The 24,141-nt window shown below is 67.4% G+C and carries 24 protein-coding genes; 13 read left to right on the top strand and 11 right to left on the bottom strand.

The window, feature by feature from the left end:
• The 5 genes from JQX11_RS04030 to JQX11_RS04010 all read right to left on the bottom strand — a co-directional run bounded on the left by JQX11_RS04030 (position 1) and on the right by JQX11_RS04010 (position 6,547).
• Complete coding sequence (locus JQX11_RS04030) at positions 1–1,239, bottom strand: restriction endonuclease subunit S (protein WP_232377234.1); 1,239 nt, start codon at positions 1,237–1,239, stop codon at positions 1–3.
• Positions 1,232–2,809, bottom strand: a complete 1,578-nt coding sequence (locus JQX11_RS04025) for a type I restriction-modification system subunit M (RefSeq protein ID WP_204923649.1) — start codon at positions 2,807–2,809, stop codon at positions 1,232–1,234. Before JQX11_RS04025 ends, JQX11_RS04030 begins: the two co-directional genes overlap by 8 nt.
• Before the next feature lie 184 nt (positions 2,810–2,993).
• Positions 2,994–4,295, bottom strand: coding sequence for a helix-turn-helix domain-containing protein (locus JQX11_RS04020; protein WP_204923648.1), 1,302 nt, complete (start codon positions 4,293–4,295; stop codon positions 2,994–2,996).
• Positions 4,296–4,535: 240 nt separating this feature from the next.
• The gene (locus JQX11_RS04015; RefSeq protein WP_204923647.1) at positions 4,536–5,243 is read right to left on the bottom strand and encodes an SDR family oxidoreductase; all 708 of its coding nucleotides are present in this window, start codon (positions 5,241–5,243) and stop codon (positions 4,536–4,538) included.
• Positions 5,240–6,547 carry an NsdA family TPR-like regulatory protein gene (locus JQX11_RS04010; protein WP_307826091.1) on the bottom strand — a complete coding sequence of 436 codons (1,308 nt, stop codon included), beginning with the start codon at positions 6,545–6,547 and terminating at the stop codon, positions 5,240–5,242. The genes JQX11_RS04015 and JQX11_RS04010 overlap by 4 nt, the downstream gene beginning before the upstream one ends.
• Positions 6,548–6,910: 363 nt before the next feature.
• Here JQX11_RS04010 and folE point away from each other — a divergent pair, with 363 nt between their 5' ends.
• From folE to JQX11_RS03945, 13 genes are all read left to right on the top strand, one after another.
• Positions 6,911–7,519: a GTP cyclohydrolase I gene (folE, locus tag JQX11_RS04005; protein WP_204923645.1), complete on the top strand. Its 609-nt coding sequence runs from the start codon at positions 6,911–6,913 to the stop codon at positions 7,517–7,519.
• The gene (gene queC / locus JQX11_RS04000) at positions 7,516–8,238 is read left to right on the top strand and encodes a 7-cyano-7-deazaguanine synthase QueC (protein WP_307826055.1); all 723 of its coding nucleotides are present in this window, start codon (positions 7,516–7,518) and stop codon (positions 8,236–8,238) included. Before folE ends, queC begins: the two co-directional genes overlap by 4 nt.
• Entirely contained in the window at positions 8,238–8,618 is a 381-nt protein-coding gene (locus JQX11_RS03995; RefSeq protein ID WP_204923643.1) for a 6-pyruvoyl trahydropterin synthase family protein, read from the top strand. The genes queC and JQX11_RS03995 overlap by 1 nt, the downstream gene beginning before the upstream one ends.
• The gene (locus JQX11_RS03990; protein ID WP_204923642.1) at positions 8,615–9,361 is read left to right on the top strand and encodes a 7-carboxy-7-deazaguanine synthase QueE; all 747 of its coding nucleotides are present in this window, start codon (positions 8,615–8,617) and stop codon (positions 9,359–9,361) included. Before JQX11_RS03995 ends, JQX11_RS03990 begins: the two co-directional genes overlap by 4 nt.
• Positions 9,362–9,539: 178 nt before the next feature.
• Positions 9,540–10,328 carry a reverse transcriptase family protein gene (locus tag JQX11_RS03985; RefSeq protein ID WP_204923641.1) on the top strand — a complete coding sequence of 263 codons (789 nt, stop codon included), beginning with the start codon at positions 9,540–9,542 and terminating at the stop codon, positions 10,326–10,328.
• A gap of 13 nt (positions 10,329–10,341) precedes the next feature.
• The gene (locus JQX11_RS03980; protein ID WP_204923640.1) at positions 10,342–10,929 is read left to right on the top strand and encodes a formylglycine-generating enzyme family protein; all 588 of its coding nucleotides are present in this window, start codon (positions 10,342–10,344) and stop codon (positions 10,927–10,929) included.
• Complete coding sequence (locus JQX11_RS03975; protein WP_204923639.1) at positions 10,926–11,441, top strand: DUF6884 domain-containing protein; 516 nt, start codon at positions 10,926–10,928, stop codon at positions 11,439–11,441. The genes JQX11_RS03980 and JQX11_RS03975 overlap by 4 nt, the downstream gene beginning before the upstream one ends.
• Complete coding sequence (locus JQX11_RS03970) at positions 11,429–12,478, top strand: glycosyltransferase (protein ID WP_204923638.1); 1,050 nt, start codon at positions 11,429–11,431, stop codon at positions 12,476–12,478. Before JQX11_RS03975 ends, JQX11_RS03970 begins: the two co-directional genes overlap by 13 nt.
• Entirely contained in the window at positions 12,478–13,407 is a 930-nt protein-coding gene (locus tag JQX11_RS03965; protein ID WP_232377231.1) for a radical SAM protein, read from the top strand. The genes JQX11_RS03970 and JQX11_RS03965 overlap by 1 nt, the downstream gene beginning before the upstream one ends.
• Positions 13,408–13,505: 98 nt before the next feature.
• Entirely contained in the window at positions 13,506–13,988 is a 483-nt protein-coding gene (locus JQX11_RS03960) for a phosphoribosyltransferase (RefSeq protein WP_204923636.1), read from the top strand.
• A complete protein-coding gene (locus JQX11_RS03955) occupies positions 13,985–15,082 on the top strand; it encodes a glycosyltransferase family 4 protein (RefSeq protein ID WP_204923635.1) in 1,098 nt (365 codons plus the stop codon). The genes JQX11_RS03960 and JQX11_RS03955 overlap by 4 nt, the downstream gene beginning before the upstream one ends.
• A complete protein-coding gene (locus JQX11_RS03950; RefSeq protein ID WP_204923634.1) occupies positions 15,082–15,954 on the top strand; it encodes a 5'-3' exonuclease in 873 nt (290 codons plus the stop codon). Before JQX11_RS03955 ends, JQX11_RS03950 begins: the two co-directional genes overlap by 1 nt.
• Before the next feature lie 26 nt (positions 15,955–15,980).
• A complete protein-coding gene (locus JQX11_RS03945) occupies positions 15,981–16,568 on the top strand; it encodes a PIG-L deacetylase family protein (RefSeq protein WP_232377230.1) in 588 nt (195 codons plus the stop codon).
• 442 nt (positions 16,569–17,010) lie between these two features.
• Here the strand turns inward: JQX11_RS03945 and JQX11_RS03940 are convergent, their stop codons facing one another.
• The 6 genes from JQX11_RS03940 to JQX11_RS03915 all read right to left on the bottom strand — a co-directional run.
• Positions 17,011–17,346, bottom strand: a complete 336-nt coding sequence (locus JQX11_RS03940) for a hypothetical protein (protein ID WP_204923632.1) — start codon at positions 17,344–17,346, stop codon at positions 17,011–17,013.
• 1,209 nt (positions 17,347–18,555) lie between these two features.
• Positions 18,556–19,461: an endonuclease/exonuclease/phosphatase family protein gene (locus JQX11_RS03935; protein WP_204923631.1), complete on the bottom strand. Its 906-nt coding sequence runs from the start codon at positions 19,459–19,461 to the stop codon at positions 18,556–18,558.
• Positions 19,458–21,488: a DEAD/DEAH box helicase gene (locus JQX11_RS03930; RefSeq protein WP_204923630.1), complete on the bottom strand. Its 2,031-nt coding sequence runs from the start codon at positions 21,486–21,488 to the stop codon at positions 19,458–19,460. Before JQX11_RS03930 ends, JQX11_RS03935 begins: the two co-directional genes overlap by 4 nt.
• Positions 21,485–22,612 carry a tetratricopeptide repeat protein gene (locus JQX11_RS32925; RefSeq protein WP_204923629.1) on the bottom strand — a complete coding sequence of 376 codons (1,128 nt, stop codon included), beginning with the start codon at positions 22,610–22,612 and terminating at the stop codon, positions 21,485–21,487. The genes JQX11_RS03930 and JQX11_RS32925 overlap by 4 nt, the downstream gene beginning before the upstream one ends.
• A 73-nt stretch (positions 22,613–22,685) precedes the next feature.
• Positions 22,686–22,853 carry a hypothetical protein gene (locus tag JQX11_RS03920; protein WP_204923628.1) on the bottom strand — a complete coding sequence of 56 codons (168 nt, stop codon included), beginning with the start codon at positions 22,851–22,853 and terminating at the stop codon, positions 22,686–22,688.
• A gap of 60 nt (positions 22,854–22,913) precedes the next feature.
• A partial coding sequence (locus JQX11_RS03915) for a histidine decarboxylase (RefSeq protein ID WP_204923627.1) occupies positions 22,914–24,141 on the bottom strand: 1,228 nt, incomplete at its 5' end.

The following is a 24,141-nucleotide window of genomic DNA, read 5'->3' as shown; positions in this document are numbered from 1 at the left end:
TCAGACCCCCAACTCGGCCGGCTCTATGTCGATAGTGCGGTTCAAGATCCCCGATAGCAGTGCACCACGGACGCTTCGGAGGCAGTCGACCTCGGCGCGAATCGCTGCAATCTTGGCGTCGACGGCCTTCACCGTTTCAACCTGAACCTTGCGCACCTCAGCATCGGGCCAGGGAATGTTGAGCGTCTTCAGCCACCGAGCAGCGAGATTCCCAAGCCCAGTACTACCGCTGGCAGCGCCACTCATTTTGTTCTGAACTCTCGGGCTGCGTAGCACGAGGTACAGATAATCCCTCGTCTGAACATCAGTAGCATCCAGGATGAACTGAAAGGCAGACACCGCCGCACCATACACTTCCTCCGGCGGGAGGTAGACGTTGCCGATCCGCGTGCGGTTTCCGTTGGTGCGAATCATGACCAAAGTCGTCGGACCGATGACCCTTGTGCGGGCCGGCAACCCCTTCACATAGGCGAGTTCACTTAAATCGAAGGAGCCATTAGGCTTCGTATTGGTGATCTTCACGACCGTCCACGCTCCTTCTGACGGAACCGAGGACTCATCCTTGGCTGCCCAAGAGGGCCCTGAGCCGATCGCAGCACATAGTGCCCCAAGCGGCTTCGTGCCACTAGGAGCGACAGCTGTGAACTCGCCCAACAGCCCGTCGCGGACCCGCATCGCAGCCTCAGCCTCATTGTCGAGTGCGGCAATCTGCTCATCTACCGCACGGACAATTTTAACAATCCACCGCTGAATAGGCAGCGGAGGGATATCCATAACGATATTGAGGAGATCTGCAGGTTTCACCCGCTCGCGTCTTCCACCCATTCCCTTCGATACCTCTTGGAGGGCGTCCCACATATTCTGCATCGTGGTGAGGATACGGAAAAAGTTGGCGTCCGCACCTGACGTGAGTGCGAAGGTGGGGAACTCCTGAGACGCGAATGATTCCGGCAGGTCATTGGGAGTAACCGTGATTGCACCTTCGAATGCCTTGAGCCGACTATAGACAAGCACGTCGGGGCCGATGCGGTTAAGCTGCTTGTAGGCCGTAGCGCTTCCTGCCATCGGTTCGCGGTAGAGCAGCCCCCTCCCTCTATTTAAGACTCCGACGGTCGGATAAGTCTTCTCCGGATCCACATCGACGACTTCCACGTTGAGCGAGAGGAACCGCGAGAGCGGTGCGCGGGCCCAATCCCCCTGCGCGGCAAATGCCGGAGCGCCGCTCGTCAGCTCACTCATCGAATCCCTTTATTCCAGCGCTCGCAAGGACGGCGAGCATTTGCTGCTCAGCCTTCTGCCGTTTGGCTCGCGCAAGGTTATAGGCCTCGATGAGGGTGCCAATGTCTTCGGCCTCAGCGGCAACCTGCTTGATGTAGCGGCCGACATTGAGGTCATACCCGTTCGCCACGATTTCCGTGCTGGGGACAAAGCGCGCCGAGAGGCCGGTCTCTCCGTCGAGGTTCGCCGGGTTGCCGGCAGCGTGGAAGCTGGAGTGGTAGATAGTCACGACGTCAGCGATGTTGGCCTCAGTGAGGATGTTGCGGTTCTTGGCCTTGGTAAACCGCTTGGATGCGTCGATGAACAGCACACCGTCCTGCCGCTCTAAGGACTTGGTACCAGGCGCCCGGAGCACCAGGATCGCCGTAGGAATGGTGGTGCTGTAGAAAAGGTTGGGAGGCAAGCCAATGACCGCTTCGAGCAGGTCGTCGTTCAGGACGCGCTGGCGGATGGCGGCTTCCTGGCCGCCTCGAAAGAGGACGCCGTGGGGCAAGACGACGCCGACCCGCCCCTTCTCCGGGTTCATCGACGCGATCATGTGCTGCACGAACGCCCAATCGGCCGACGACTGCGGGGCGACACCACCGATGGCGCGCGGGTCTTTGGTCCAGGGTTTCCACTTCAGGCTGTAGGGTGGGTTGGCGAGGATCACATCGAACTGTGCGATGGACCCGTCCGGCTTCGTGAAGCGGGGGTCCTTCAGAGTGTCGCCGACCTCGACCTGAAACTGGGTGAGGTTGTGCATAAAGAGGTTCATACGTGCCACACCCGCAGTGTCTGCTACGGCCTCCTGCCCGTACAGGCGGAGCGTATAGCCACGCCCGCCGTGAGCTTTTAGGAGGTTCGCGGAGGCGATGAGCATGCCGCCCGACCCGCAGGTCGGGTCATATACCGACTCGTGGCTTCTGGGAGCCAGGACTTCGACGATCAGCTCGACGACCTCACGTGGGGTGAAGAACTGGCCGGCGCGGGTGCCGGACCCGTCGGAGAACCGCTTCAGCAGGTACTCGTACGCCCCACCGAGCACGTCGTGGGACATGTTGCCCTCGTGCATCTTCGGGGTGCGGTCCATCGCCTGCATCACTGCCGCCAACACTTCACCCGACAGCACCTCTTCCGAGGTCCATGCCATGGACCCGAACAGCCGGGAGAACTTGTCAGGATTGGCCGTCTCGATGGCCTGCAGAGCGGCGCGGACACGTTTACCGAGGCCAGGCTGGGTAACAGTGGCGAGGATGGACGACCAGGAGGCGCGACGCTGCTGGACGGTGCCGGGATGGATAAAAGGAATCTCGAACGACTGGTAGTCGCGGTACTCGATCTCATGGGCTTCCTCGGCAGAGAGGTCGCTCAGCTGGTCCTTGTTGTCGTCCAGGAACTCCTGGTGGTGGTGTTCCCAGGTGTCCGACAGGTACTTCCAGAACATCAGCGGGAAGACGACCGAGGAGTACTGCGCTTCGGGCATCGCCACGCGCAGTTCGTCGGCGGCGTCCCACAGCCGGTTCTCGATCTCCTGCTGAGTCACTGCCATCAGTCGGGGTGTCCTTGCTAGTCAAAGGGCGGCGATCCGAAGGTCGCGCGATGTTCCTGCTACTCACCAGCTTCGGGCATGCCCGGTAGGCACTTGCCGGACCCGCCCTGCCGCGTCGGACGTACGCGGGGGATCTTAGTCGCCCGAGCGGACGGCCCGCGCAACGCACTATCTAGGCTCTGTCTCACATTCGTTTCACAGATCCCTGCGCCGTGACGAACTCAGTCACAGACGCCGCCTTGCTGGCGTGGGCCTGCATACGGCGGGTCAACCCGGCGAAGCGTAGAGAGAGCCCTCCCGGATCGGATGTCCCGGCTACCTCCGCCTCTGCGAGCGCGATGCGACCGGCTTCGTCGAACTCGCCGGCGTACAGCAGCGCTTCGGCCAGGCTGAGCTGGTCGAGGACGCGGCTGCGGGCCAGAGACACACCGCGGAGGTCCAGGGCTTCGTTGAGTCGTTCGATGGCCGCGTCGGCGTACCAGTGGTTGGTACGGGCCAGGTCGGTGTAGGCGGCACCGGAGAGGCTGTAGAGCTCCGCCTCGGTCACGTGCTGCGCTGCCCAATTCGGCGTGCCCGTGTTGTCGACACGCGTGAACGCGTCCTCAGCGTTGCCCACGGCACGACGCACCATGTCGGCGTCACCGACCTGCGCGTACGCCCAGGCACGGATACACGACTGGTTGGCGCGGTCGCCCGGGGTGAACAGGTCACCGGCCCGCTTCGCGGCTGCGTCCAGCAGCGACAACGTCTTCTCGGGGTGGCGCAGCTCGATGTTGTGGCCTGCCATCCGGACCACAGTGTGGCCGCCCAGCGCGGTGTTGCCGGCGGCGGTGGCGGCGGACAGGGCCAGCCAGGCGTGCTCGTCTGCGCTGCGGTGATCTCCGATGTCGCGGGCGACGTAGGCGCCGAGGTCGGCGATCGCGACGAGCAGCGCGGTGCGGACCTTCGGCTCGGAGGCAGCGGTGTGCATGGCGGCGGCCCGATCGAGCAACTGCGCGGCCGGCTGTTGAACGGCGGCTCCGCCGTGGCGGGACACCCAGCCTCGGTAGACGGCGGTGGTGTCGGCGATGTCTGCGACATGTTGCATGCCGATCCTGCGGGGCGTTTCCGCCGAGGGGAGGGGCCAGCCAGCTACCGCCATGCCGGCCGCGCTGAGGGCCTGAAGTACCCTTCGCCGCCGCATGTCCTCACCGCCTTCCTGTTCTTCGCCCGCCAGGGCAAACAACGCGCCGTTGGCGCTGAGGGCCTGTTCCAGGCTGGCCGTCATGTCCGGGCCGGGCCGTCGGTGGCCGTTCTCGATTTTGCTCAGGTACCCATGGTCGCAGGGGACCAGCTCGGCGAGCTGTTGCAGGGAGAGGTTGGCTTCCAGCCTCCGGCGGCGCAGCTCCGTGCGGAAATGTCGCTCACGATGCTTCGCCCCTCCCTGCGAAGGCGCAGACCAGGGCCGGGATTTACCAGGGTACGGCGAAGGGCCCAGTAGGCGCATCACTAGAAGTGAATATTGACATTAGAGCCGACGGTCCTGCGGCCGGAACTCCCCTCGAAGTTCTGGAACTTACCGTTCTTGAAGGACTTCGACAATCGCGCATAGACGCCAAGGTCGATACCGCTGAATCCTAGGCGCAGAAACAAAGCGCCCTCGTACCGGAATCGGTACGAGGGCGCCCTACCCTCCTCGACTCGGTTCAACGATGAATCGATTCAGGATCGTGTTCGGCACTGCGGGCTACCACTCCAAGGGCCGTCGCTGGAAGAAGAGCATCCCGGTGGGGCCATCCGAGGGCAGTGTGGCAAGCCACACGAAGGTATCCGCAGCCTCATCTGGCGTACAGTTGGCCTTTCCGTAGGCTAGGCGGGTGTCGACCTTTCCCGGTGAGGCGGCATTCACCAGAATGCCGTCGTCCTTCAACTCAGCCGCAAGAATGCAGGTCAGGGCATTCACTCCCACCTTTGACACCCGATAGGAAACGCTGCCCGGTCCCATCTCGCCAAAGGTGCCCATGTGGCTGGATACGTTGACGATCCTGCCGTATTTGTTCTTCCTCATCTCCGGGATGGCCGAAGTGCAGCAGCGCCAGGTTCCCATGATGTTGGTGTCCAGGGTTGCTCGCACCTTCTCGATGTCGGCGCTGGCCGCCGCCTGGCCACGGTCGATGGCGATGCCGGCGTTGTTTACCAGGATGTCCAGCCGGCCGTACTGGTAGCCCACGTCGGCCATCGCGCGAGCGACGCTGGCTGGGTCGGCGATGTCGAGCTGATGGCCGGATGCGGAAAGTCCCTCCGCGGATAGTTCGTCAGCGGCCCGCACGGCGGCTTCTTCGGTGCGAGCCGTGACGACCACGTGGGCGCCGGTCCGGGCTATGCCCCGGGCGATGGCCTTCCCGAGCCCACGGTTGGAGCCGGTGATCACAGCGACGCGCCTGGCCTCACTCATGCGAGCAGAGTACGTACGCGCTCGTCCAGCGCGGTTACGGCGGGGTGTCGATGGACCGTCAGGCGACCGCGGATGTCCAGTAGTCGGCGGTGGTTGCGCACCGAGCGGCTGGCGGCGACGTCGGGGGCTGCCTCGGCCACCAGGGCGCACGCATGGTCGATGTCTCCGAGGTTGAAAACGGAGTCGGCGCGCCAGATCAGGTAGGTTGCGCGGTCTCGGCTGCGCTCGGCGGGTTGGAGAGCGAGCGTCTGCTGAAGCCATTGGTCGCTTGCCTGATGCCGTTGCAGGAGGAGGTAGCACGCGGCAACCTGGGCCGAGTACTCCGCGTGATCGAAGTAGCTGGCCCACGCGGGACTGGTTTGATCATCGGCACGGGACATTTCCGTGTCGGCTTCTGCCAGCCGTCGTTCGCACGCGACCGATTCACCGAGCACCGCATGGGCGCGAGCCAGGCGAGTAGTAAGCATCGCTCGTACCCGCGCGGGCGCGTTCTTCGCCCCAGCCCACGCAGCGTCGGCAAGGCGAAGCGCCTCGGTGGGGCGTTCCGTGTCGACTCGTTGCAGGCTCATGCACTTCAGGATGTTGGCACCGGCCGCGCGGTCGGATGCGGAGTGTGCAGCGTGGAGGGCGGCCAACCAGTAGCGTTCGGCGGCAGCGTGGAAGCCCGCGTCGAAACTTGCCCAGCCGGCGATCCGACCCAGTTCGGCGGCGACTGTCAAAAGCCGGTTGGCGGACGCCTCCGAGTAGCTACTTTGGCGCAGGAGATCCGTGACCAGGCGAAGCTCCGCGTCAACCAGGGAACGCACGCTCCCGCCGCCAAGACTGGCGTCCATGCGGCGCAGCGCCGGTAGTCGCTGTTCAAAGCAGTCAAGAAGATCCGCGTCGACGCGGCCTCCCTGGAGCGCCGCGTTGATTCTGGGAGACTCGGCCGCAAGCCACCGCTCGGCTATCGCAACAGCCAACCCGGCATGCATGATCAGAAATCCTCGGCGATCTAGCACCGCTGGCCCCGCAGTATCGTCAAGCAGGTCCACTGCTCCATCGAACGTCCACGGTGTTGCGGTACTGATCGTCGGGCCGGTCGGGAGCCAATGAGGCCATCCGAGCGCTTTGACTGTCTGCCGATCGACGCCAAGCTCGTCGGCCAGTGCGAGCTGTGTATCTTCATCCGGCACCACGCCCCATCGCTCCCAGCGCCACGCCTTCTCCCGCCGTGCGGCGGTGTTCAGGCGGCGCGCGATGACGTTGACAAGGTCTTGCTGCGTCCAGCTTCGCTGTTCTCGAACATAGCTCAGCGGATGCACCAAGAGTTGGCTCCGTGGCGATGGCGCTCGCGTCATCCTGCCTCCCCGGTCATCGCCGTCACTCTAACCCGAAGCAGCCGGCAAGATGCCCGCTCAACTGCGGAAACCACTCGATCCCGACCAGAAGACAACAGCGAGACAACACAACGATCGTCGATTTACTCTGGTCATTCGGTTTTCCTGAACAGGCGATCTGCTCCGGCGTCAGCCGGTCACCTCCGACCTGACACGACTGCACCGATTGCTACTTCCAGGCGACCTCAGCGGCGTCATCTTCCAACCGAAGCAGCAAGCCTCGCATGTGAACCCATGTTTGGACTCCGCAGCGCTACAGCTCGGACCTTCACACCAAGGAGTTGGCACATGACGGTGATCGAAACACGTCCAACTGCGCCCGTTCAGGTGGTGGGCGCAGACGTCGCTACTGCGGTTGCCGCGGCTGAGCAGATGCTGGTCGCGCTCGGCGTCGACACCCACGTAGAGCACCTTCGGCGGACGGCGGAACGGTTGGTGCTGTCGTACGGCGAGATGCTGACGCCGACGCCGTTCGAGGCGACAGACTTCCTCAACGAGGCAAAGCACCAGGGCTTCGTCATCGTGCAGGATGTGGCGTTCGCCGCGATCTGCGCTCATCACCTGCTGCCGTTCGTCGGCTCGGCGACCGTCGGATATCTCCCGGGTGCTCGGCTGTTGGGGTTGTCGAAACTGGCGCGGCTGGTCGAGCACACCACACGCGGCGTTCAGGTCCAAGAGAACGTCACGCAGCAGATCGCCGACGGACTGCAGCGGGTCGTCCCGGACCACGGTGGCATCGGGGTGTTCGTCGAGGCTGAGCACCTCTGCATGACTCTCCGAGGTGCGAAGGCGCGGGGTGCCTCGACGGTGACCTCGACGTGGCGCGGCGCGCTGGAACGCGACGCCACGCTGCGGTCGGAGTTTCTCAGTGTGGCCGGGCTGAGGTCGCGGCCGTGAACACCCTCGCACTGCCGCTGGTCACTCCGGTGCCCACGCACGTCGTCGTCATCGTCTCCGGTGGCATGGACAGCACGGTTCTGGCCTATGCCCTGCATCGCGCCGGGTCAGCGGTGACGCTGCTGTCGTACGACTACGGGCAGCGACATCGCCGCGAGCTGGGCTACGCGGCACGGACCGCTGAGGCCCTGCGCGTGCCACACGACGTGGTTGACCTGACAGGCATCGTCGGTGTGCTGTCGGGATCGGCCCTCACTGACGTCCGCGTGGATGTACCGGACGGGCACTACACCGACGCGTCGATGCGCGCCACGGTCGTGCCCAACCGCAACGCGATCATGCTCGATGTGGCCGTGGCGCGCGCCGTCTCCGCCGGTGCGGATGCGGTCGGGTTCGGTGCCCACGCCGGTGACCACCCGATCTACCCCGACTGCCGCCCGGCGTTCCTGGCCGCCTACGAGTCAGCTGCCCGGATAGCGAACGAAGGATTCCTGCCCGCAGGCTTTCGCGTCGTCGCGCCGTTCATCGGCTGGTCGAAAGCCGACATCGCCCGACTCGGTGACGTCATGGGCGTGCCGTTCGCCGCTACCTGGTCCTGCTACAAGGGCGGGCAACGACACTGCGGAACCTGTGGCACCTGCGTCGAGCGGCGCGAGGCGTTCGAGGTAGCCGGCGTGACGGACCCGACCGCGTACGTCACCACACCGGAGGTGAGTTGATGCACCGCATCGGCAAGCAGTTCCGGTTCGAGGCCGCGCACTCGCTGCCCGACCTGCCTGAAGGCCACCAGTGCGCGCGCGTTCATGGGCACAGCTACACCGTCGAGGTGCACCTCATCACCGATGGTGAGCTGACCCGGCCAGGGTTCGTCGTGGACTTCGCCGAACTCGGCCCGTTCGGCGCGCATGTCCGCGACCACTTCGACCACCGCGACCTCAACGCCGTCCTGGGCGCGCCGCCGACGAGCGAGCACCTCGCCGCCTACTTCTACCGGTGGTGCCGGGACCACCTGCGGCTCCCGACCCCCGTGCGGGTGGAGAAGGTCCGGGTGTCGGAGACGGCATCCACGTTCGCCGAGTACGGGCCGGGCCTGTCATGACCGCGCCGGCCACGCCCGCCGTGCCGCTAGCCACGACCCGTTCGCCGGTGTTGCCGTTGCTTGTCGCGGAGACGTTCGGCCCGACCTTGCAGGGCGAGGGTCCGAGCGCCGGTCAGCAGGCGGTGTTCCTGCGTCTGTCGCGGTGCAACCTGTCCTGCCCACGCTGCGATACCCCGTACACCTGGGATGTCTCCCGCTTTGATCTGCGCGCGCACACAACCCAGCGCACCGCCGAAGATGTCGTCAGGTGGGTGTTGGCGCAGCCGACGCGGCTGCTGGTCATCACCGGCGGCGAGCCGCTGTTGCAGCAGGATCGGCTGCTGCCTGTGGTGGAGGCGGTCAGCGAGGCGGGGCGACGGGTAGAGATCGAGACCAACGGCACGGTCGTTCCCCTGACGGATCTGGTCGCGTCGACGGCCTCGTTCAACGTGTCTCCGAAGCTGCCCGGCTTCGCCGGGGCGAGGGACAGTCGGCGGCGCATCAACCCGGCCGCACTTTCCGCGCTGGTGGCCTCGGGGCGGGCCGTGTTCAAGTTCGTGGCCACCTGCGCAGCGGAGTTGCACGAGATCGCCCGGTTGCAGGAGCGGTTCGGGCTGGACCCGGTGTGGGTGATGCCCGAAGGCACCAACAGCAAGGAAGTCTTGGGCGGGATGCGGGACCTCGCGGACGCGGTCATAGCAAGAGGCTGGCACCTGAGCAGCCGCCTGCACGTGTTGCTGTGGGAGGACACCCGTGGCCGCTGAAGCACCGGGCTCACACCTGCTGGATGGGCTTGGACGGGGCCGTCGTTCCCGCCGTGACCAGCCGCGCGTGTTGGGGAGCGGCCCTGCGATCGTCGGCGGCGGGATCGTTCCTGCCGTCCAAGCGAACCCCACGATAGCCCAACCCGCCTCACCTGTGCAGGCCCCAGCGCACTCACTCATGCCCTTCCTGGTAGACCTGCCGCATCTGGTGGCGGCGGCGCGGCTGTGCATGCGTCGCGCTGCCGCACCGGGTGCTGACGGGCTTACCTGGGCCGGCTACCGCAGTGGTCTGCGAGCGCGTCTCGGTGACCTGTCCGGCCGGCTGCGGACGGGGACGTGGGAGCCGGGCCCGTTACGGCATGTGGAGATCACGTCCTACACGGGCAAGGTGTTCCCCGCGGTTATCCCGACGGTCGAGGACCGCATCGTGCACCGGGCAATGCGCCGCGCGGTGGAGCCGATCCTCGAGCACTACGTCTTGGCGGACTGGGTATCGGCGTACCGGCCGCGCCGCAACCGGGTCACCGCCCTGCGCCAAGCCGAGCAGCATCTGGCGGCGGGACGGCAGTGGGTCGTCGATGTCGATGTGGCCGGCGCCTCGACGGGCGGCAGCACCGAACAGTTCGTGGACTGGCTCGCCGTCTACGTGGCCGACGGTTCGTTCCTGCGTCTGTTCCGCCGCGCCGTCGAGGCGTTGCCGGGGCCGCTCGTCCCGGGCAGCGGCCTGTGGCCGGTGCTGTTTCACCTGCGCCTATCCCAGGTTGACGCACTGCTCACCGACTGGCCGGCTGTGCGCTTCGCCGACAACTACCTGATCTTCGCGGCGGACGAGCCCGGCGCGATCGTCGCGTTCGACGCCCTCAGCGCCGCCCTCGCCACGGTGCAGTTGCAACCGCACCCGCGCAAGAGCCGCGTCCGGCCGCCGCACCAGGCGAACACCGAAGACCTGTTCCTCATCGACGGATGAAGGGAACCCACCGATGACCGTCACACCGACCGGACTGCCCGCAGTCGTCGGTGCCGTGCGCTGGGTACACGTCCCTGCCGGTACCTGCCTTTACGGCGACGCCCGTAAACCCCGCCCCGTGCCGGCGCTCCTCGTCGCGGAGACGCCGCTCACCGTCAAGCAGTGCGGCCTCGGCGACACCGACCTGCCGGTCACCGGCATCAGCTACGACGATGCCGTCCGGCTCGCCGCCGAAGCTGGCGGGCGCCTGCCCACGTCGCTGGAGTGGGAGTGGATCGCCGCCGGATCGAGTCGCCGCCTGTACCCGTGGGGCGACGAACCGTGGACCCCTGACTATGCCCTGCTCACGGGTGCCGGACAGTCACCATGTGCTCCCCAGCCGGTCCGACGGCACCCGGCGGGTGCCACGCCCCAGGGCGTGTTGGGGCTGGCGGGCAACGTCTGGGAATGGACCAGCAGTACCGCCATGGGCCAGGGAAAGATCATCCGGGGTGGTTCGTACGCCTCGCCGCCGCTGTATGCCCACACCACCTTCCTCAACGCAGTGCCCGTCGAACGCCGCAGCTCTGGCATCTCCGTGAGGCCGGTGCGCATCCCATGAATCTCCGACGCCTGCGACTGGCCCATCCCGTCGACGCCCTCACCAATTCCGCCGATACGGCCCACACCCATCCGGCGGAGCTGGTCATCGTCGGCTGCTCCGCGGAGAAGACGCCAACGACCACGCCGCTGCCTGCCCTCGACCTCTATGACGGTGGCTGTGTCCCAGACCTGCGCTCCCGGGTCGGTCACCTGCCGCGCCAGCGCAGCCGGGTCCGCTTCCTGTCCGCCGCGCACGGCCTCGTCACCGCCGACACCCGTCTGCACACCTACGACCGCCCTCTCGACCCGGCCCGCGCCGCCGAGCTGCGCCCGCGCGTCTGGGCACAGCTGCAACCCGACCTGTTCAGCGACCACACCCCCGACGACATCCTCGTGGTCGCCGAACCGCTCTACCTGGTGCTGCTCGCCGATCTCCTCTCCGACAGCCGGCGGCCGTGTATCCACTGGATCGCCGACCATGCGGGCGGTTGGCCAGAGGCCGCCGCGATCCTGGACGCGTGGGGGTGGTGAGCGTGCCCGCCACCCTCAACGAGGCGATCGCCGCCACCGGCAACGACCACCGCCACGTCACCACGGCCTTCACCGACCGCACCGGCCTGGACTGGCATGCCCCGACCCCGCCGCAACTCAGCGACGGAGCCCGGATCAGCGTGGTCATCCCCGCCTGCAACACCGCCTACAGTCTGCCGCCGGTCCTCGACGCGCTTGCCGAGCAGCGCACTGCGGCGTCCGTCGAGGTGATCGTGGTCGACGACGCGTCCACCGACGCCACCACCGAGCTGCTCGCCGCGCATCCGCGCATTGACCGGGCCGTCCGCCTGCACGCCCGCGCTGGGGCGGGAGCGGCCCGGAACGTCGGCGTGCACCTCGCCACCGGCGACACGATCGTGTTCCTCGACGCCGACGTGGTCGTGCGGGATCACGTCCTGGCCGACATCGCTGCCCGCGCCCGGCAGGACACCGTCCTCGTCGGCTTCCGGCACAACATCCCGTACCGGCCCGACGCCAACGGCTACCCGCTCGTGCCGCCCGGTGAGCCCGACCTGGATGCGGATCACCGGGTGCGATGGACCCCACCGGCAGGTGTGCCGATGTTCTACACCGGCCAGGTCTACCCAAAGGTGTTCGTCGGCCGGCCGCTTGAGGACACCCGGGAGTTCCTTGACCTCGGTCACGGTCGCACGTACTACGACTGGGACCTGCCCCGCATGGTCGTCACCTCCCTCGTCGCCGCACCTCGGCGCGCGGTGCTGGAGGTCGGCGGCTTCGCCGACGGGTTCGGGGCAGATGGCTGGGGCGCCGAAGACACCCACCTCGGCGCTGCGCTCATCAGCCACGGTTGCCTCGTCATCCCGCTGCGGCAAGCCCGAGGCTGGCACATCGACCCACCCGATCCCGCCGCCGTGTGGAAAGCCAAGCTCGCTGGTGTAGCACCCCGGATCGCCCTCTACCGGCAGCTCTGCGAGCAGCCCGCACCCACCGCCCGCGCCGCGGACTTGGCCGAGCGCGCCGAAACTCTCCTGCGGAAGGCAGAGCCCCTGCGATGATGCGAACCTTCGCCGCTGACGGCGACCTCATCCATGACCCCGCATCCGGGATGACACACCGCGCACCCACCCCCATCGGCAACGGCCGGATCACCCTGGCCCAGGCCACGGTGACCGGCTGGCCGCCTGTTGCCCTCGGCGACCTCAACCGGTCAACCCCAGACAGCATCTGCTGGTCGCCGATCGTTCGGTGCAACCTGCACTGCCCGCAGTGCCTCGACGACACCACGGTGGAAGAGGCGGACACCACTGAACGGCACCGGGTTGCCCACGTCCTTGCCAATACCGACGTCCTCGGCGTCGATATCTCCGGCGGTGAGCCACTGCTACTGCGAGACCTGCCCAAGCTGCTGGACATCATTCGGAGCGGGGACCGCAGCGCCGCGTCCATCACCACCAACGGTTGGCACCTGACCCGCCGCGCCGCCGAACTGGCCGAGCACACGGACGCCGTCCGGGTCAGCCTCGACGGCCCCGACGCGGACCGCCACGACGCCATCCGAGGACCGCTCAGCTTCGCCAAAGCCGTCGAAGGCATCCAGACCGCCGTCGCGCTTGGCATCCCCGTACAGATCCAGACCGTGCTCATGCGCCGCACTGCCGGCTATCTGCAAGAGATGGTGGACCTCGCCGCCGGACTCGGAGCCTGCGGTTTCAGTGCCCTGCAGATGCTACCCATCGGCGCTGGTTCCGCTCTGCCCGACGAACTGCTCAGCGATGACGAGGCCCTGACGCTGTTCAGCGCGCTGAACGTTCCCGAGAGGATCAACATGCGACTGCGCACCCGCGATCTCGCCGGCAACTTCACCGTCATCCGTGCTGATGGCCGAGTCTGGCGTAACGACAGCACCGCCATGAACATCGGCGGCCTACGCCCTCTGCGCAGCACCGCCGACCTCGTCCTCACCACCCCGGACGGCACCGCGTGACCCCCCAACCAGCGCACCGGCCACCTGTTCAGCCACGCCAGTTCCGCCACCGACGGCTCCTCCGCATCCCGGCCGACGCCTACGACTGGGCGATCGAGGTGCTCGCCGACGCCGCCCGGCAGCGGTACCGGCCGATCACCGCCACCATCGGTATCGCCAACGGCGGCCTCGCACCGGCACGAGCCATCAGCGACTTCCTCCGCCTGCCGACCCACCAGGTCAATGCCAAGCACAACCCCACCGATGCCACCTACACCGAAGCGACCGGAATTGTCACCTACGACCTCGGCCCCCTCACCAGACGACTGGCCGCGCACGACCTGACCGGCACAGTCCTGGTCGTTGACGACATCTGCGGTACGGGTGCCACCTTCGCCGCCCTCCTGCCCGAGCTCGCTGCATACCTCGGCCCGGACGTCACCCTGCGCACCGTGGCGTTGTGCCGCAACGCCGGGAGCGCCCTCAATCCGGACCTGTGGGTCTGGACCGTCGACGACTGGGTCCTGTTTCCCTGGGAACGGCCACCCGCCGCCGCGACGGTCGAGGACCTGCCGGCCCCGAGCCAGGTCGAGACCGCATGACCATCGCGTTCGTCCTCGTCTCCTGGCGACCCGATGTGCCGGCCGGGATGGAGCGCGCGGTCATCGCGCACGCCGCCGGCCTCCAGGACATCCAAGCCGGAGCGGTCATCGTCACCGCCGACCCGGCCGCGCCATCGATCTACCACAACGTGCCCATCGAGCGACTGCGCAGCCTCGACGTGCGGTTTCCCTGCGACGACGCCACCCTGCGCGCGGCGATCGACGCCTCCGCCGCAACGATCGGCGAGGAGCTTGGGCGGCTGTTCCGGCAGCGCCAGGTGCACTCGGTCGTCTACGTCGACGCCCTGTGGGGCCTCGGCCGGATCATGCCGACCTACCCGGGCATCCGCAACGTCCTCGCCGCACACGTAGTCGGCCACGACGCAGACCTGCAAGCGGCGCTGTCCCGCAACCCCGACGCCGTCATCGCGCCCTCGGCCACGGTGCTGAACGAGGCTGCGGCCCGCGGCTACGACAGCAGCGGGTGGAGCGTGGTACCGAACACCCTGCTCACCCTGCCCGGACCACAATCCCCTGACGACCGCTACCAGCTCTGGGCCACCGGCCCCATTCGCGTCCTTGCCCGGCTCGGACCGGAGAAGGGCATAGCCGAACTGCTCGACTCGATCACCGGATTCGACCGGCCCATCGAGGTCGCGCTCTCCGACGCACCGTTCGAGGTGGCCGCCGGCAGCCAGGAACAGGTACACCTCAGGTGCCGGGCCTTGGCCGCCGAGACACCCGGCGTGGCACTCCGGCACGGCCTGGCCTGGCACGAGGTGTCGACCTGGCTCGGCGGCGCCAGCGTGGTGATCGTGCCGTCCCACGCCGAAACCTTCGGCCTCGTCGCACTGGAAGCCATGGCTGCGGGCACCCCGGTCGTCGCCTACGACGTCGGGAACCTGCCCAGCCTGATCGGCGACGGCGGCGTCGTCGTGCCGTACCAGCCCCGCCCAGAGAACCTGTGGCGTGCCGCCCAGCACCTGCTGGCCGACCCGGTAGGCTACGCCGCAGCATCACGGGCCGCGTACTACCGCTCGCGGGACTATTGGCCCGCCCTTGTCGCTAACCAACTCTTGAAGGTGGTGAGCTGATGGGCGGCTCCGTCCTGCCATCTGCCCCCGAGCCCTGTCCACTCCTGCTCATCGACGGGCACAACCTGCTCTGGGGTGCCACCTTCGGCTTCCCCGCCGAAATCCGCTCCCGCGACAAGACCCGCCTGCTCACTGGCGTGTTCGCGTTCTTCGCCCTGCTCCGCGTTGCCATCCGTGAAGACCTCACCGAGCAGCCCGAGGTCATCGTCGTCTTCGACGGCCAGTACGGCGGCAGCGACCGCAAGGAAATCGACCCCGCCTACAAGGCCCAACGGCCCACCGATGAGGCGTCCCTGGCCCCGATCCAATTCCTGCCCGATGTCAAGCGTGGCCTCGACCAGCACGGCATCGTCTGGACCGAACTCGACCACGCCGAAGCAGACGATGTCATCGCCACGCTCGTCCACACCACCCCGCCACCGCGCCAGATCGTGATCATGTCCCGCGACCGCGACTACTACCAACTCGTCACCGACCGCGTCCGCGTCCTCAACACCAAGATGCACCCCGGCAAGCGCTATATCGGCCCAGCCGAAGTCTTCGCCCGCCACCAGGTCGCACCCGCCCAGTGGGCCGACTTCCGCGCGCTCACCGGCGACCCCGCCGACAACATTCCGGGCGTCCACGGGATCGGCGCCAGGACCGCCGCCACTCTCCTCGCCGGTGGCGTCACCCTTGACGACCTGCCGGGCACTGGCCGGCTAGACACCGGCCGTGGCCGCCTCGTACGCGAACAGCTCGACATCGCTCGCAAGTGGCGCGACATGATCCGCCTCAACCACGAACTGGACGTCCCCGTCACCCCGACCGGAAAGCCGAATCAACTCCTGCCCGCACCGGCCGCCGTCGTCGAGGAACTCGGCCTGTGGTGACGCCCGCCTCCGTCCTACTCACCGTCATGGCGCACCCAGACGACGCCGAACTCTGGGCAGGAGGCACCATCGCCCGCCATGTCCACGACGGAGGTGCGGCCATCATCGCGGTCCCTCACCGCGATGCGGTCCGCGACGCCGAGGCCGCAGCTGGCGCAAGCATCCTCGGGGCTGGCCTCTACCTGATGGAGCAACTCTCCGTCTCGATCGTCGCCACCATGCTCAGGGAAGTCCGCCCCGATGTGCTGATCACCCACCCGGCCAGCGACATCCATCCCGAACATCGCCAATGCGCCGAGGCAGTCCTCAGCGCCCTACCCGACGTCGTCATCGCCACCGGCCACCCGAAACGGGCCTACCACAGTGACGGCTACAACAACCTCGACCAGGAAGGGCACCCCCTCCACCTTCCAACCATCATCGACGTCAGCGCCCATTGGCCCGCCAAGATCAGTGCCCTTCGAGCGCACGCATCCCAACCGATCATCGATCACTTCGGCCCGATGGCAGAGGCCCTCGGAAGGCTGCACGGCCGACGGATCAACTCCGCACACGCGGAGGCGTTCCGCGCGGTGCCGATCCTCGGCCAACTGCCGGCAGCGGCCGGTCTTTGACTTCGGGTCGCAGGGATTAGCGACGGCATGCAAACTCGCGCAGGGATTCCGGGGGTCGAACGGACATCGTAGGCCCTGCTCAATCCGGCCAGCTCGTAGCCGAGAATCACCGCGTACCTGGGACTCCTCCGTAGCTTCCCGATATAGGGTTGCGGCCGGGCCGGCGTCGAACAGGGATCGCAACGCCTCGGCCGGGACCAGGTGCAGCGGGCTGTAGCTGGTCGCGCATCACACCTGGAGAGATCGCAACTTGTCACCGGTGTACGGGCGGCATCACAGCCGCTCGCCCTCCGCCGACTAGCAGAGCAACATTGGTGGAACGCTAACCGAAGCTGCTGGTCGTTTATATGGCCTCTTGGATTCCTACTTGACGCGGCGCGCTTGTCGGCGCGGACCGCCGTCGGAGGAAGGGACGGCCAGTCGGCGGAGGGCGTGTCTGGTCTTATTCGCTTGCTTCCACCATGCAGTGAACTTCTTTGACATCAAGCATCTGCTGGTCGGAAGCGCCGCTATGTGGTGGATGACCGAGGGCCATCAATCCGATTGATCTTAGGTTGCCGGCGGCGATGTCACCGTTCTTCGCCGGCAGTATCGCATCCGCGGTGATCGACGACTCAATCGCATCAATTTCGACGGCCACATTGTGGAGTTGCCCATCTTCTTCTTGGGTGATGAGCACCTCCATGAGGCGCGCGGCTTTCTGACGCAGCACTTCTGCGGGCACCCTGTCTTCGCCTCGATCCCGGGTGACGACATGCCAGGTGATGCGGACCCGCACTGTGACACCTCGATCCTCTTATCGCTATCGGGCCGCCCGCACTCTAGCTTGTTAGCCCATGTCAGCAATTCCTGCGCATAACGCCCGGGGAAGAAAGGCCGGTAATGAGCTTGGCGGGCATGATTCCCACATGGGCAGATGACGTACCAGTACTTTGACGCACTCTCGAAAGTGAAGCCTCGCAAGGAAAGGCTCACGAGGACGTCTTTCACAGCGGACGGATGCTGGGACGCAAAAGGGTCCAGGGAGGACACAATAAACTCCTTGTCCGAGGGGGACAATACCTCCGTATCAACGAAGCAGATGACACAAGGGATTCGTGTTGCGAAAAACACATTTCTGGCCGCGTGTCGCTTCCATTGCCGACCAGATGATCATGCTACCGGACACGCAACCATGTTGCTCAACCATCCCCGGACCGCAACGGACACCCTGTGCGATTCCCACAGGTCAGGAAGCCGACACTACACGTTTCCCACGCGCCTCCACCCGGGCCGCCGAGCCAGAGTTACCGCTACCCAACAACCACATATACGAACTTTTTCTGACCCCCTGCCCCACCTTCTTCCAGGAGCAATGGAATCAATGCTCATCTGCTTCCAACGCATTCTGTCCCCACCCACCAGCACGTTTGTGATGTAGCCAACCTGTCCAACCTGCCGACACCGCGCCCGAAGCAGCGGCAAGCCGACCCATACCGCAGCAGTGTGCGCCCACCCTCTGCTCAGCGGCAGAGGCGCAGCAGCGTGGGTCGGTCTGTATAGCTGCTTGCCTCGCAGAGGCGACCTGCCGCGCCGCACCCAACACCCCATCGCGCGCCACCGATGGGTGAGTGATGTTGGATCTCCGTAGGTGGGACCAAGAGAGGTTGGTGCGCTGGCACCAAAGCAGCCTGATCGAATCACCGTGCGCGCCGTGTTCCGCACGATGATGTAGTCGCAGCTTCCGCTTGGTTGGACGGGAAGGCTCGGTTCAGGTGCGCTGCGAACGTCGGTGACATCGGCCGGGGTGAAGCGACTGGTGCCGGCTTCGACAGGGGTGACGGATCCGTGCCGGCTGACGGGTTGGGCCGGGCGGGCTAGGGTGTCGCCGGTATCAGCGCCGATCTGCAGCACCCGCTGGTTATTTCTGATGTCGCGTCGGTCCGGGACCATCTGGATTTTGATCAAGTAGCCGGCCCCATCGGCCCGCGGACTGGTAGTACGGCCGTCAGCGCTTTGCCTTGGTGGTGTGGGTGGGGTGTATGCGTAGGGTGCAGCTGATGCGGCGGTGGTCGGAGGGCCAGGTGGTGGGGTTGTTGTCGGGTGGGATGTGGATTTGGTAGGTGCCGGGTACGACGGTGGCGGTGGTGAGGAGGGCGTGGTTGGCGAGGAGGTAGTCGATGTGTAGGCCGTGGGGGCCGTTGGTGGTGGGTGGGAGTGAGGTGGGTGTGTGGGGGTCGAGTTCGGCGAGGTGGTGGTAGCCGGCGCTGTTGACGCGGTGGTTGGTGGTGGTGTTCCAGGTGCCGATGAGTCGGTCGATGGCGCGGGTGTCGGCGTGCCAGGTTCCGTTGTGGTGGTGGGCTTTGTGGTCGCGGGTGCTGGTGGGGATGCAGGTCCAGTCGGGTGTGGGTAGGTGGGGGCCGGAGCTGGTGGAGTTGAGGTCTCCGGCGATCAGGGTGGGGGTGGGGCTGGTGCCGGAGGTGGCGAGGAGGCGGGCGCGGGCCAGGCGTTGTTCTGGGTCGGCGTAGGGCCAGTGTTCGACGTAGACGTGGAGGCGGTAGGTGGGGTCGGCGCGGAGGCTGAATCGGGTGAGGTTGCGTTTGTCGGGGAACTCGGGTTCTTCTGCGGCGTCGAGGCGGAGTACACGCGGGTCGTAGATGACCGCGGTGGCGAGTGCTCCGGTGTGCAGCTCACCGACGTAGGGGCGGCCGGTCACCTCGGCGAGGTGTGCCATCGCGGTGTGCAGCGGTCGCCTGCCCCGGGCATGCCAGAACTTCGCTTCGCAGAGCATCAGCAGGTCAGGGTGGGGTCCGTCGAGGAAGGCACGGGCCAGGGGTGTGAAGTTGTAGGAGCCGTCGGGTTGGAGTCCGCCGGCTTGGAAGTTGAACAGGGACAGGTCGAGTTCCACGCTCATCGGCTGCTCCCGGGTGCGGTGTTTCGGGCGGTGGCTGGTGATGCCGGCGGCATCACTGTGGAGTGCGTCCAGGGGAAGCCCAGGGCGTCGAGGGCGTCGATGCGGTCGCGGGGTACGAGGTCGCGTTTGCGTTGGTTGCGGAGGTTGTGGGCGATGCTGCCGAGGTTGATGTCGCCTTCGCGGTGGTGGCGAGGCACCCGGAGGTGTCCTTCGCGGTGGTGAAAGGTGGTGAATGCGGCGAGGTGTCGTTGCCAGCGGGCGTCGAAGACTCGCCAGGTGATGCCGAGCTGTTCGAGGGTGAGGATCTGGTCGGGGGTGAGTTCGCCGCGTCGGTGGCGGCCTCGGCAGTTGTGGATGAAGCTGCCGAGGTCGATGTCGCTTTCGCGGTGGTAGCGGGGTACGTCGAGGTGGCCTTCGCGGTGTCGGAAGGCGTGGGCGGCGGTGATGCCTGCGGTCCAGTCGGCGGTGGGGTGGGTGGGTGTTCTGCCGGTGGTGGCGTGGTTGAGGATGCGGATGGTGATGTCCCGCAGGAGGCTGTCGGTGAGGTAGCCGTCGGGCATGCGTAGGAGGACCCGTTCGGGTAGTTGTGGGTGTCGGCTGCCGGTGCGGGCGTGGTGGTGGCGGGTGTCGAGGTCGGTGGCGAGGGTGTCGTCGTGGGCGCGCATCGCCCACAGCACCTGCAGGGCGGCCATCCATTCGTCGTCGGCGTGCGGTAGCCGGGTGGGGTCGTCGGGGAGTAGCAGGGGGACGAGGATGGTGGCGATGCCGGTGCCTCGGGGGTTGCGGCGGAGTGCTCGTCCGACGGTTTGGACGGTCTGGACGGTGGAGCGCATGGGTCGGGTGAGGACGACGGCGTCGACGGCGGGGACGTCGATGCCTTCGGTGAGGGCGCGGGCGGAGGAGATGACGGTCCATCCGTCGTCGGGGGGTTCGGCGAGGCGGTCGAGGTGGATCTGTCGTTGGCGTAGGTTTTGCTGGCCGTCGACGTGGCCGGTGGTCAGCCGGCCTTTCGGCTGTTCGGCGGCAGGGAGGCGGGCGGCGGTCCGTGCGAGGGTGGAGGCGAACTCTCTGCTGTCGGCCACGCGGGGGGTGAACACGAGGACCCGGCGGAGTCCGAACTCGGCGGCGGCACGCAGCAGGGCGGTCTGCACGACGGCGGTGCGTAGTGGGGCTTCGCCGATGGCGGTGACCCGGTCGTCGTCGACGTCTTGAAGCACCTGTAGGGCGTCGTGGGTGCGGATGCCGACGACGACGATGCGGAAGTCGTCGAGCCAGCCGTCGGTGATGGCCTGGCCGAACGGGTACCGGTGCCATACGGGTCCGAACACGCTCGGGTCGTCCATTGATAACGCCTCGTGCGGCTCTCCGTGACGGCGGCCGGGGGTGATGATGCGGGGTGTCGCGGTCATGTTCACCCGGATGGTGGCGGGCAGGTGGGTGTCGTCGTGGATGCGGGCGAACGTCTTGCCGACGAGACCGGCGGTGCGGTGTGCTTCGTCGATGATCACCAGGTCGGCCGTCACACCGGCCACCAGGAGCGCGGCACCGACCCGGTCGGCGGAGGTGTTGGTCACCGCGAGCAGCCGCATCCGCCCGTGCGGGGCGTGGTGGAGCCATGCGGTGATCTCGTCGGGGTCGGCCAGTACGGGGCAGCTCGTGGGGTCGGTGTGGCCGGCGACGTCGGCGACGGAGTCGTCGCTGCACACCGCCGCCGTGTAGGCGCCGAGGGGCCGCCACACCCGCAGGGTCTGACCGACCAGGGCCAGTGACGGACACACGATCACCACCAGGCCCTGTGGGCAGCACCGTACTGCCGCGTGTGCGGCGATCAGTGTCTTTCCGGTCCCGCAGGCGGCGATGACCTGTCCCCTGCCGTCGCGGGCGGCACCCTCAACGATGGCCTCGACTGCTTCCTGCTGATATCCGCGCAGCGGCGGCAACGCCTCCGCCAGCAGGGATCGCCGGTCGAGGGCATCGGGTCGCTGTCCGCCCGCATTGCCGCTTGCGGCCGTGTCCGGGGCGGTCATGCCCGCACCGGGGCGGGAAGGTTCACTGCTGCTCCTGGGCTGCTGTTGTCGTGGTGGGTGGTGTGGTGGTGCCGTAGCTGGTCGAGGTGTGCGGTCATGCGGGCGGTGGCGGGATGCCCAGGGTGGGCGCGGTGGTGGCGGTCGATGGTGTCGGTGAGGAGGGTCTGGGCGGCGTGGTGGTGGCCGAGGTCGTGTAGGACGAGGGCGGTCGTGGCGCGGACGGCGAGGGTGGGGTGCGCGTCGGGTCCGGTGGTGGCGGCCAGGTGGTCGGCGAGTTCCCGCAGGAGGTGGTAGGCGCGCTGGTGGTGGCCTACCTGCCGGTGGGCGGTGGCGAGAGTGTGGGCGGCGGTCAGGGTGTGCGGGTGGGTGGGGCCGTGGAGGTGGGTGAGGCTGCGGTGGGCGTAGTCGGCCCAGCGGATTGCCGCCTGGCCGTGCAGTAGTGGGGCGAGCAGGTGTGCGGCGTCGGCGTGAACGGCCTCGGTGGCGGTGGTGGTGGGGTCGATGCCGGCGAGGATGTTCCGCAGGATGGTGCGGGCACGCTGCGGATCGGTGCCGGTGAGTTTGCGGGCGAGGTGGAGGTGTCCGGGCGGGACCGGTCGGGGTGGGCGGGTGGTGGGCCAGGTGATGCGCAGGTCGGTGGGGTGGCTGCCGGCGGTGATCCGGGTGATCAGCCGGTCGGCGTGGCCGGCGGCGTTACTCGCCGCCTTGGGGTGGGTGAGCGCGGGTACGAGGTGCGCGGCGTGCCGCAGGACCACCAGCCCAACGGCGTTGGCGACTGCTGTCGCGTTCAGTACAGGTCGGCGGCAGGGTGGTGGACAGTCATAGACGAGACCAGCCCAGGTGAACACCGCCGTCATGGGGCGTCGGCAGAACCGGCAGTGCAACAGCCCGTCGGGCAACAGGACCGGATCGTCGCTGGTGTGTGTGTTCGGTGTGGTGGGGGGTGGTGTTGCGGTGGCGTGGGTGCGGGCTTTGGTGACCCAGGTTTGCAGGAGCCGGCGGTCGAGGTGGAGTTCCCGGGCGACGGCGCTGATCGGGCCGCGTCGTCCGGCGGCGCGGGCGGCTTCGACCTGGCGTACGGCGTCGGCGATGACGTCGGAGGTGTAGGTGCGGGGCAGAGCCATCAGGAAGGTCAGTCCCTCGGCAAGACGAACGGGCAGGGAAGCAAGCAGGGCGTTTGCGGGCCGGCTGTAGCGATCACCAGGCCGGCTGGTGGTCAGGGCGTGGGGTGGTGGCGGGCGCGGTGATGCGGGGCACGAGTGCGGCGGCGGCGTCGATGACGTCCTGCTGGTGGTGGGTCAGCGGACAGGTTCGGACTGCGGTGAGCAGGTGCGCCGCGACGCGGGCAAGCCGGGACGCGGGCAAGCCGGGGCTCGGGCAAGCCGGGGCTCGGGAGAGCCGGGGCGGCGGGGTGGCAGGCAGCGGTCAGGGGGTGCCGATGCCGGCGGTGGGTGGAGACGTTCGCCGGGGTCGGGGGATGGGCCTCGGCAGGTGTGGGTGATCCGGGCCTGGGTCTGAATCCGGCGCGGTGGCGTCGGTGAGGTCGGCGATGAAGGCGTCGATCTGGCCGTGGGTGATGCCGGGCATGCAGATGAGGTGGCTGACGTCGGCGTCGGTGGCGAGGAGCCACTTCGCCCGTACCGGGGTGGGTGGGGTGGGGAGGACGACGGTGAAGGCGTGGGGGTGTCGCCAGGCGGGCCAGCCGGCGGTGGTGAGCTGGTCGACGGTGTAGGCGGCGAGGCGGCGTGCTTCGCTGACCCGCCATCGGTGTCCTTCCCGGCCGTGGGTGGCGATGGCGTGCCAGAGCAGTGCGGCGGCGAGTCCGCAGCGTGATCCGGTGACGGTGGAGTCGAGGGTTGCGGTGTAGGTGACCGGGGCGCCTTCGCGGCGGAGGCTGTCGCGGATGAGGACCACCCCGCACGGCGTCGGCACCCCGAGGAACTTGTGCCCCGACACGGTGATGCTGCCGATGCCGCTGTCGTCGTCCAGGCGCAGCTGCCCGTCGAGGGCGAGGGGGATGCCGGACAGGGCGGCGTCGACGTGCACGTGCCGGCTGGGCACGTCGTGTTCGTCGAGGATGGTGTGGATGTGAGTGGTGTCGTCGACGGCTTCGGTCATGGTGGTGCCGGCGGTGGCCACCACGATCGCCGGCCACCGCCGGTGCCGACGTACCCGCACGGCGAGGTGGTCGTAGTCCATCTCCCCGTCCGCGCCAGCGTTGACCACTACACCCCGTGCTCCGAGCATCTCGATGATCTTCGGGATGGAGTAGTGGGCGGCGGTGGAGTAGTAGATGCGGGCGGTGGGGAGGCGGCGGCGGGCGGCGTGGAGGGCGGAGAGGTTGCCTTCGGTGCCGCCGGTGGTGACGTAGCCCCACCGGTCGTGGGCGGGCATGTGGAGGGTGTCGGCGAGCCAGGCGATGACGGCTTGTTCGAGGATCCGGGTGTGGGCGGTGCCGCCGGTGTCGGTGGGGTCGCCGATGTTGTTCCACAGGCGGTGACCGAGGCGGGCCATCACCTCCCGATGGTCTAGGTCGACCGCGCCGGGGAAGCCGATGCTCGTCGGCGCGGCCGTGTCGGCCTCGGCGACCAGGTGGTCCAGGACCGCGGTGACGTCGACCGGCGTACGACTGAGGTCCGCGGCCTCGGTGAGA

The organism is Micromonospora humida, assembly GCF_016901255.1.
In the GTDB taxonomy this organism is placed as follows: domain Bacteria; phylum Actinomycetota; class Actinomycetes; order Mycobacteriales; family Micromonosporaceae; genus Micromonospora; species Micromonospora wenchangensis.
This window is presented reverse-complemented; position numbering and strand designations above follow the sequence as displayed.

Excerpts from the sequence above, each read along its gene's own strand:
- JQX11_RS04030 (WP_232377234.1), bottom strand. The coding sequence starts at position 1,239 with ATGAGTGAGCTGACGAGCGGCGCTCCGGCATTTGCCGCGCAGGGGGAT.
- JQX11_RS04025 (WP_204923649.1), bottom strand. The coding sequence starts at position 2,809 with ATGGCAGTGACTCAGCAGGAGATCGAGAACCGGCTGTGGGACGCCGCC.
- JQX11_RS04020 (WP_204923648.1), bottom strand. The coding sequence starts at position 4,295 with ATGCGCCTACTGGGCCCTTCGCCGTACCCTGGTAAATCCCGGCCCTGG.
- JQX11_RS04015 (WP_204923647.1), bottom strand. The coding sequence starts at position 5,243 with ATGAGTGAGGCCAGGCGCGTCGCTGTGATCACCGGCTCCAACCGTGGG.
- folE (WP_204923645.1), top strand. The coding sequence starts at position 6,911 with ATGACGGTGATCGAAACACGTCCAACTGCGCCCGTTCAGGTGGTGGGC.
- JQX11_RS03995 (WP_204923643.1), top strand. The coding sequence starts at position 8,238 with ATGCACCGCATCGGCAAGCAGTTCCGGTTCGAGGCCGCGCACTCGCTG.
- JQX11_RS03990 (WP_204923642.1), top strand. The coding sequence starts at position 8,615 with ATGACCGCGCCGGCCACGCCCGCCGTGCCGCTAGCCACGACCCGTTCG.
- JQX11_RS03985 (WP_204923641.1), top strand. The coding sequence starts at position 9,540 with ATGCCCTTCCTGGTAGACCTGCCGCATCTGGTGGCGGCGGCGCGGCTG.
- JQX11_RS03980 (WP_204923640.1), top strand. The coding sequence starts at position 10,342 with ATGACCGTCACACCGACCGGACTGCCCGCAGTCGTCGGTGCCGTGCGC.
- JQX11_RS03975 (WP_204923639.1), top strand. The coding sequence starts at position 10,926 with ATGAATCTCCGACGCCTGCGACTGGCCCATCCCGTCGACGCCCTCACC.
- JQX11_RS03965 (WP_232377231.1), top strand. The coding sequence starts at position 12,478 with ATGCGAACCTTCGCCGCTGACGGCGACCTCATCCATGACCCCGCATCC.
- JQX11_RS03955 (WP_204923635.1), top strand. The coding sequence starts at position 13,985 with ATGACCATCGCGTTCGTCCTCGTCTCCTGGCGACCCGATGTGCCGGCC.
- JQX11_RS03950 (WP_204923634.1), top strand. The coding sequence starts at position 15,082 with ATGGGCGGCTCCGTCCTGCCATCTGCCCCCGAGCCCTGTCCACTCCTG.
- JQX11_RS03945 (WP_232377230.1), top strand. The coding sequence starts at position 15,981 with ATGGCGCACCCAGACGACGCCGAACTCTGGGCAGGAGGCACCATCGCC.
- JQX11_RS03935 (WP_204923631.1), bottom strand. The coding sequence starts at position 19,461 with ATGAGCGTGGAACTCGACCTGTCCCTGTTCAACTTCCAAGCCGGCGGA.
- JQX11_RS03930 (WP_204923630.1), bottom strand. The coding sequence starts at position 21,488 with ATGACCGCCCCGGACACGGCCGCAAGCGGCAATGCGGGCGGACAGCGA.
- JQX11_RS32925 (WP_204923629.1), bottom strand. The coding sequence starts at position 22,612 with ATGGCTCTGCCCCGCACCTACACCTCCGACGTCATCGCCGACGCCGTA.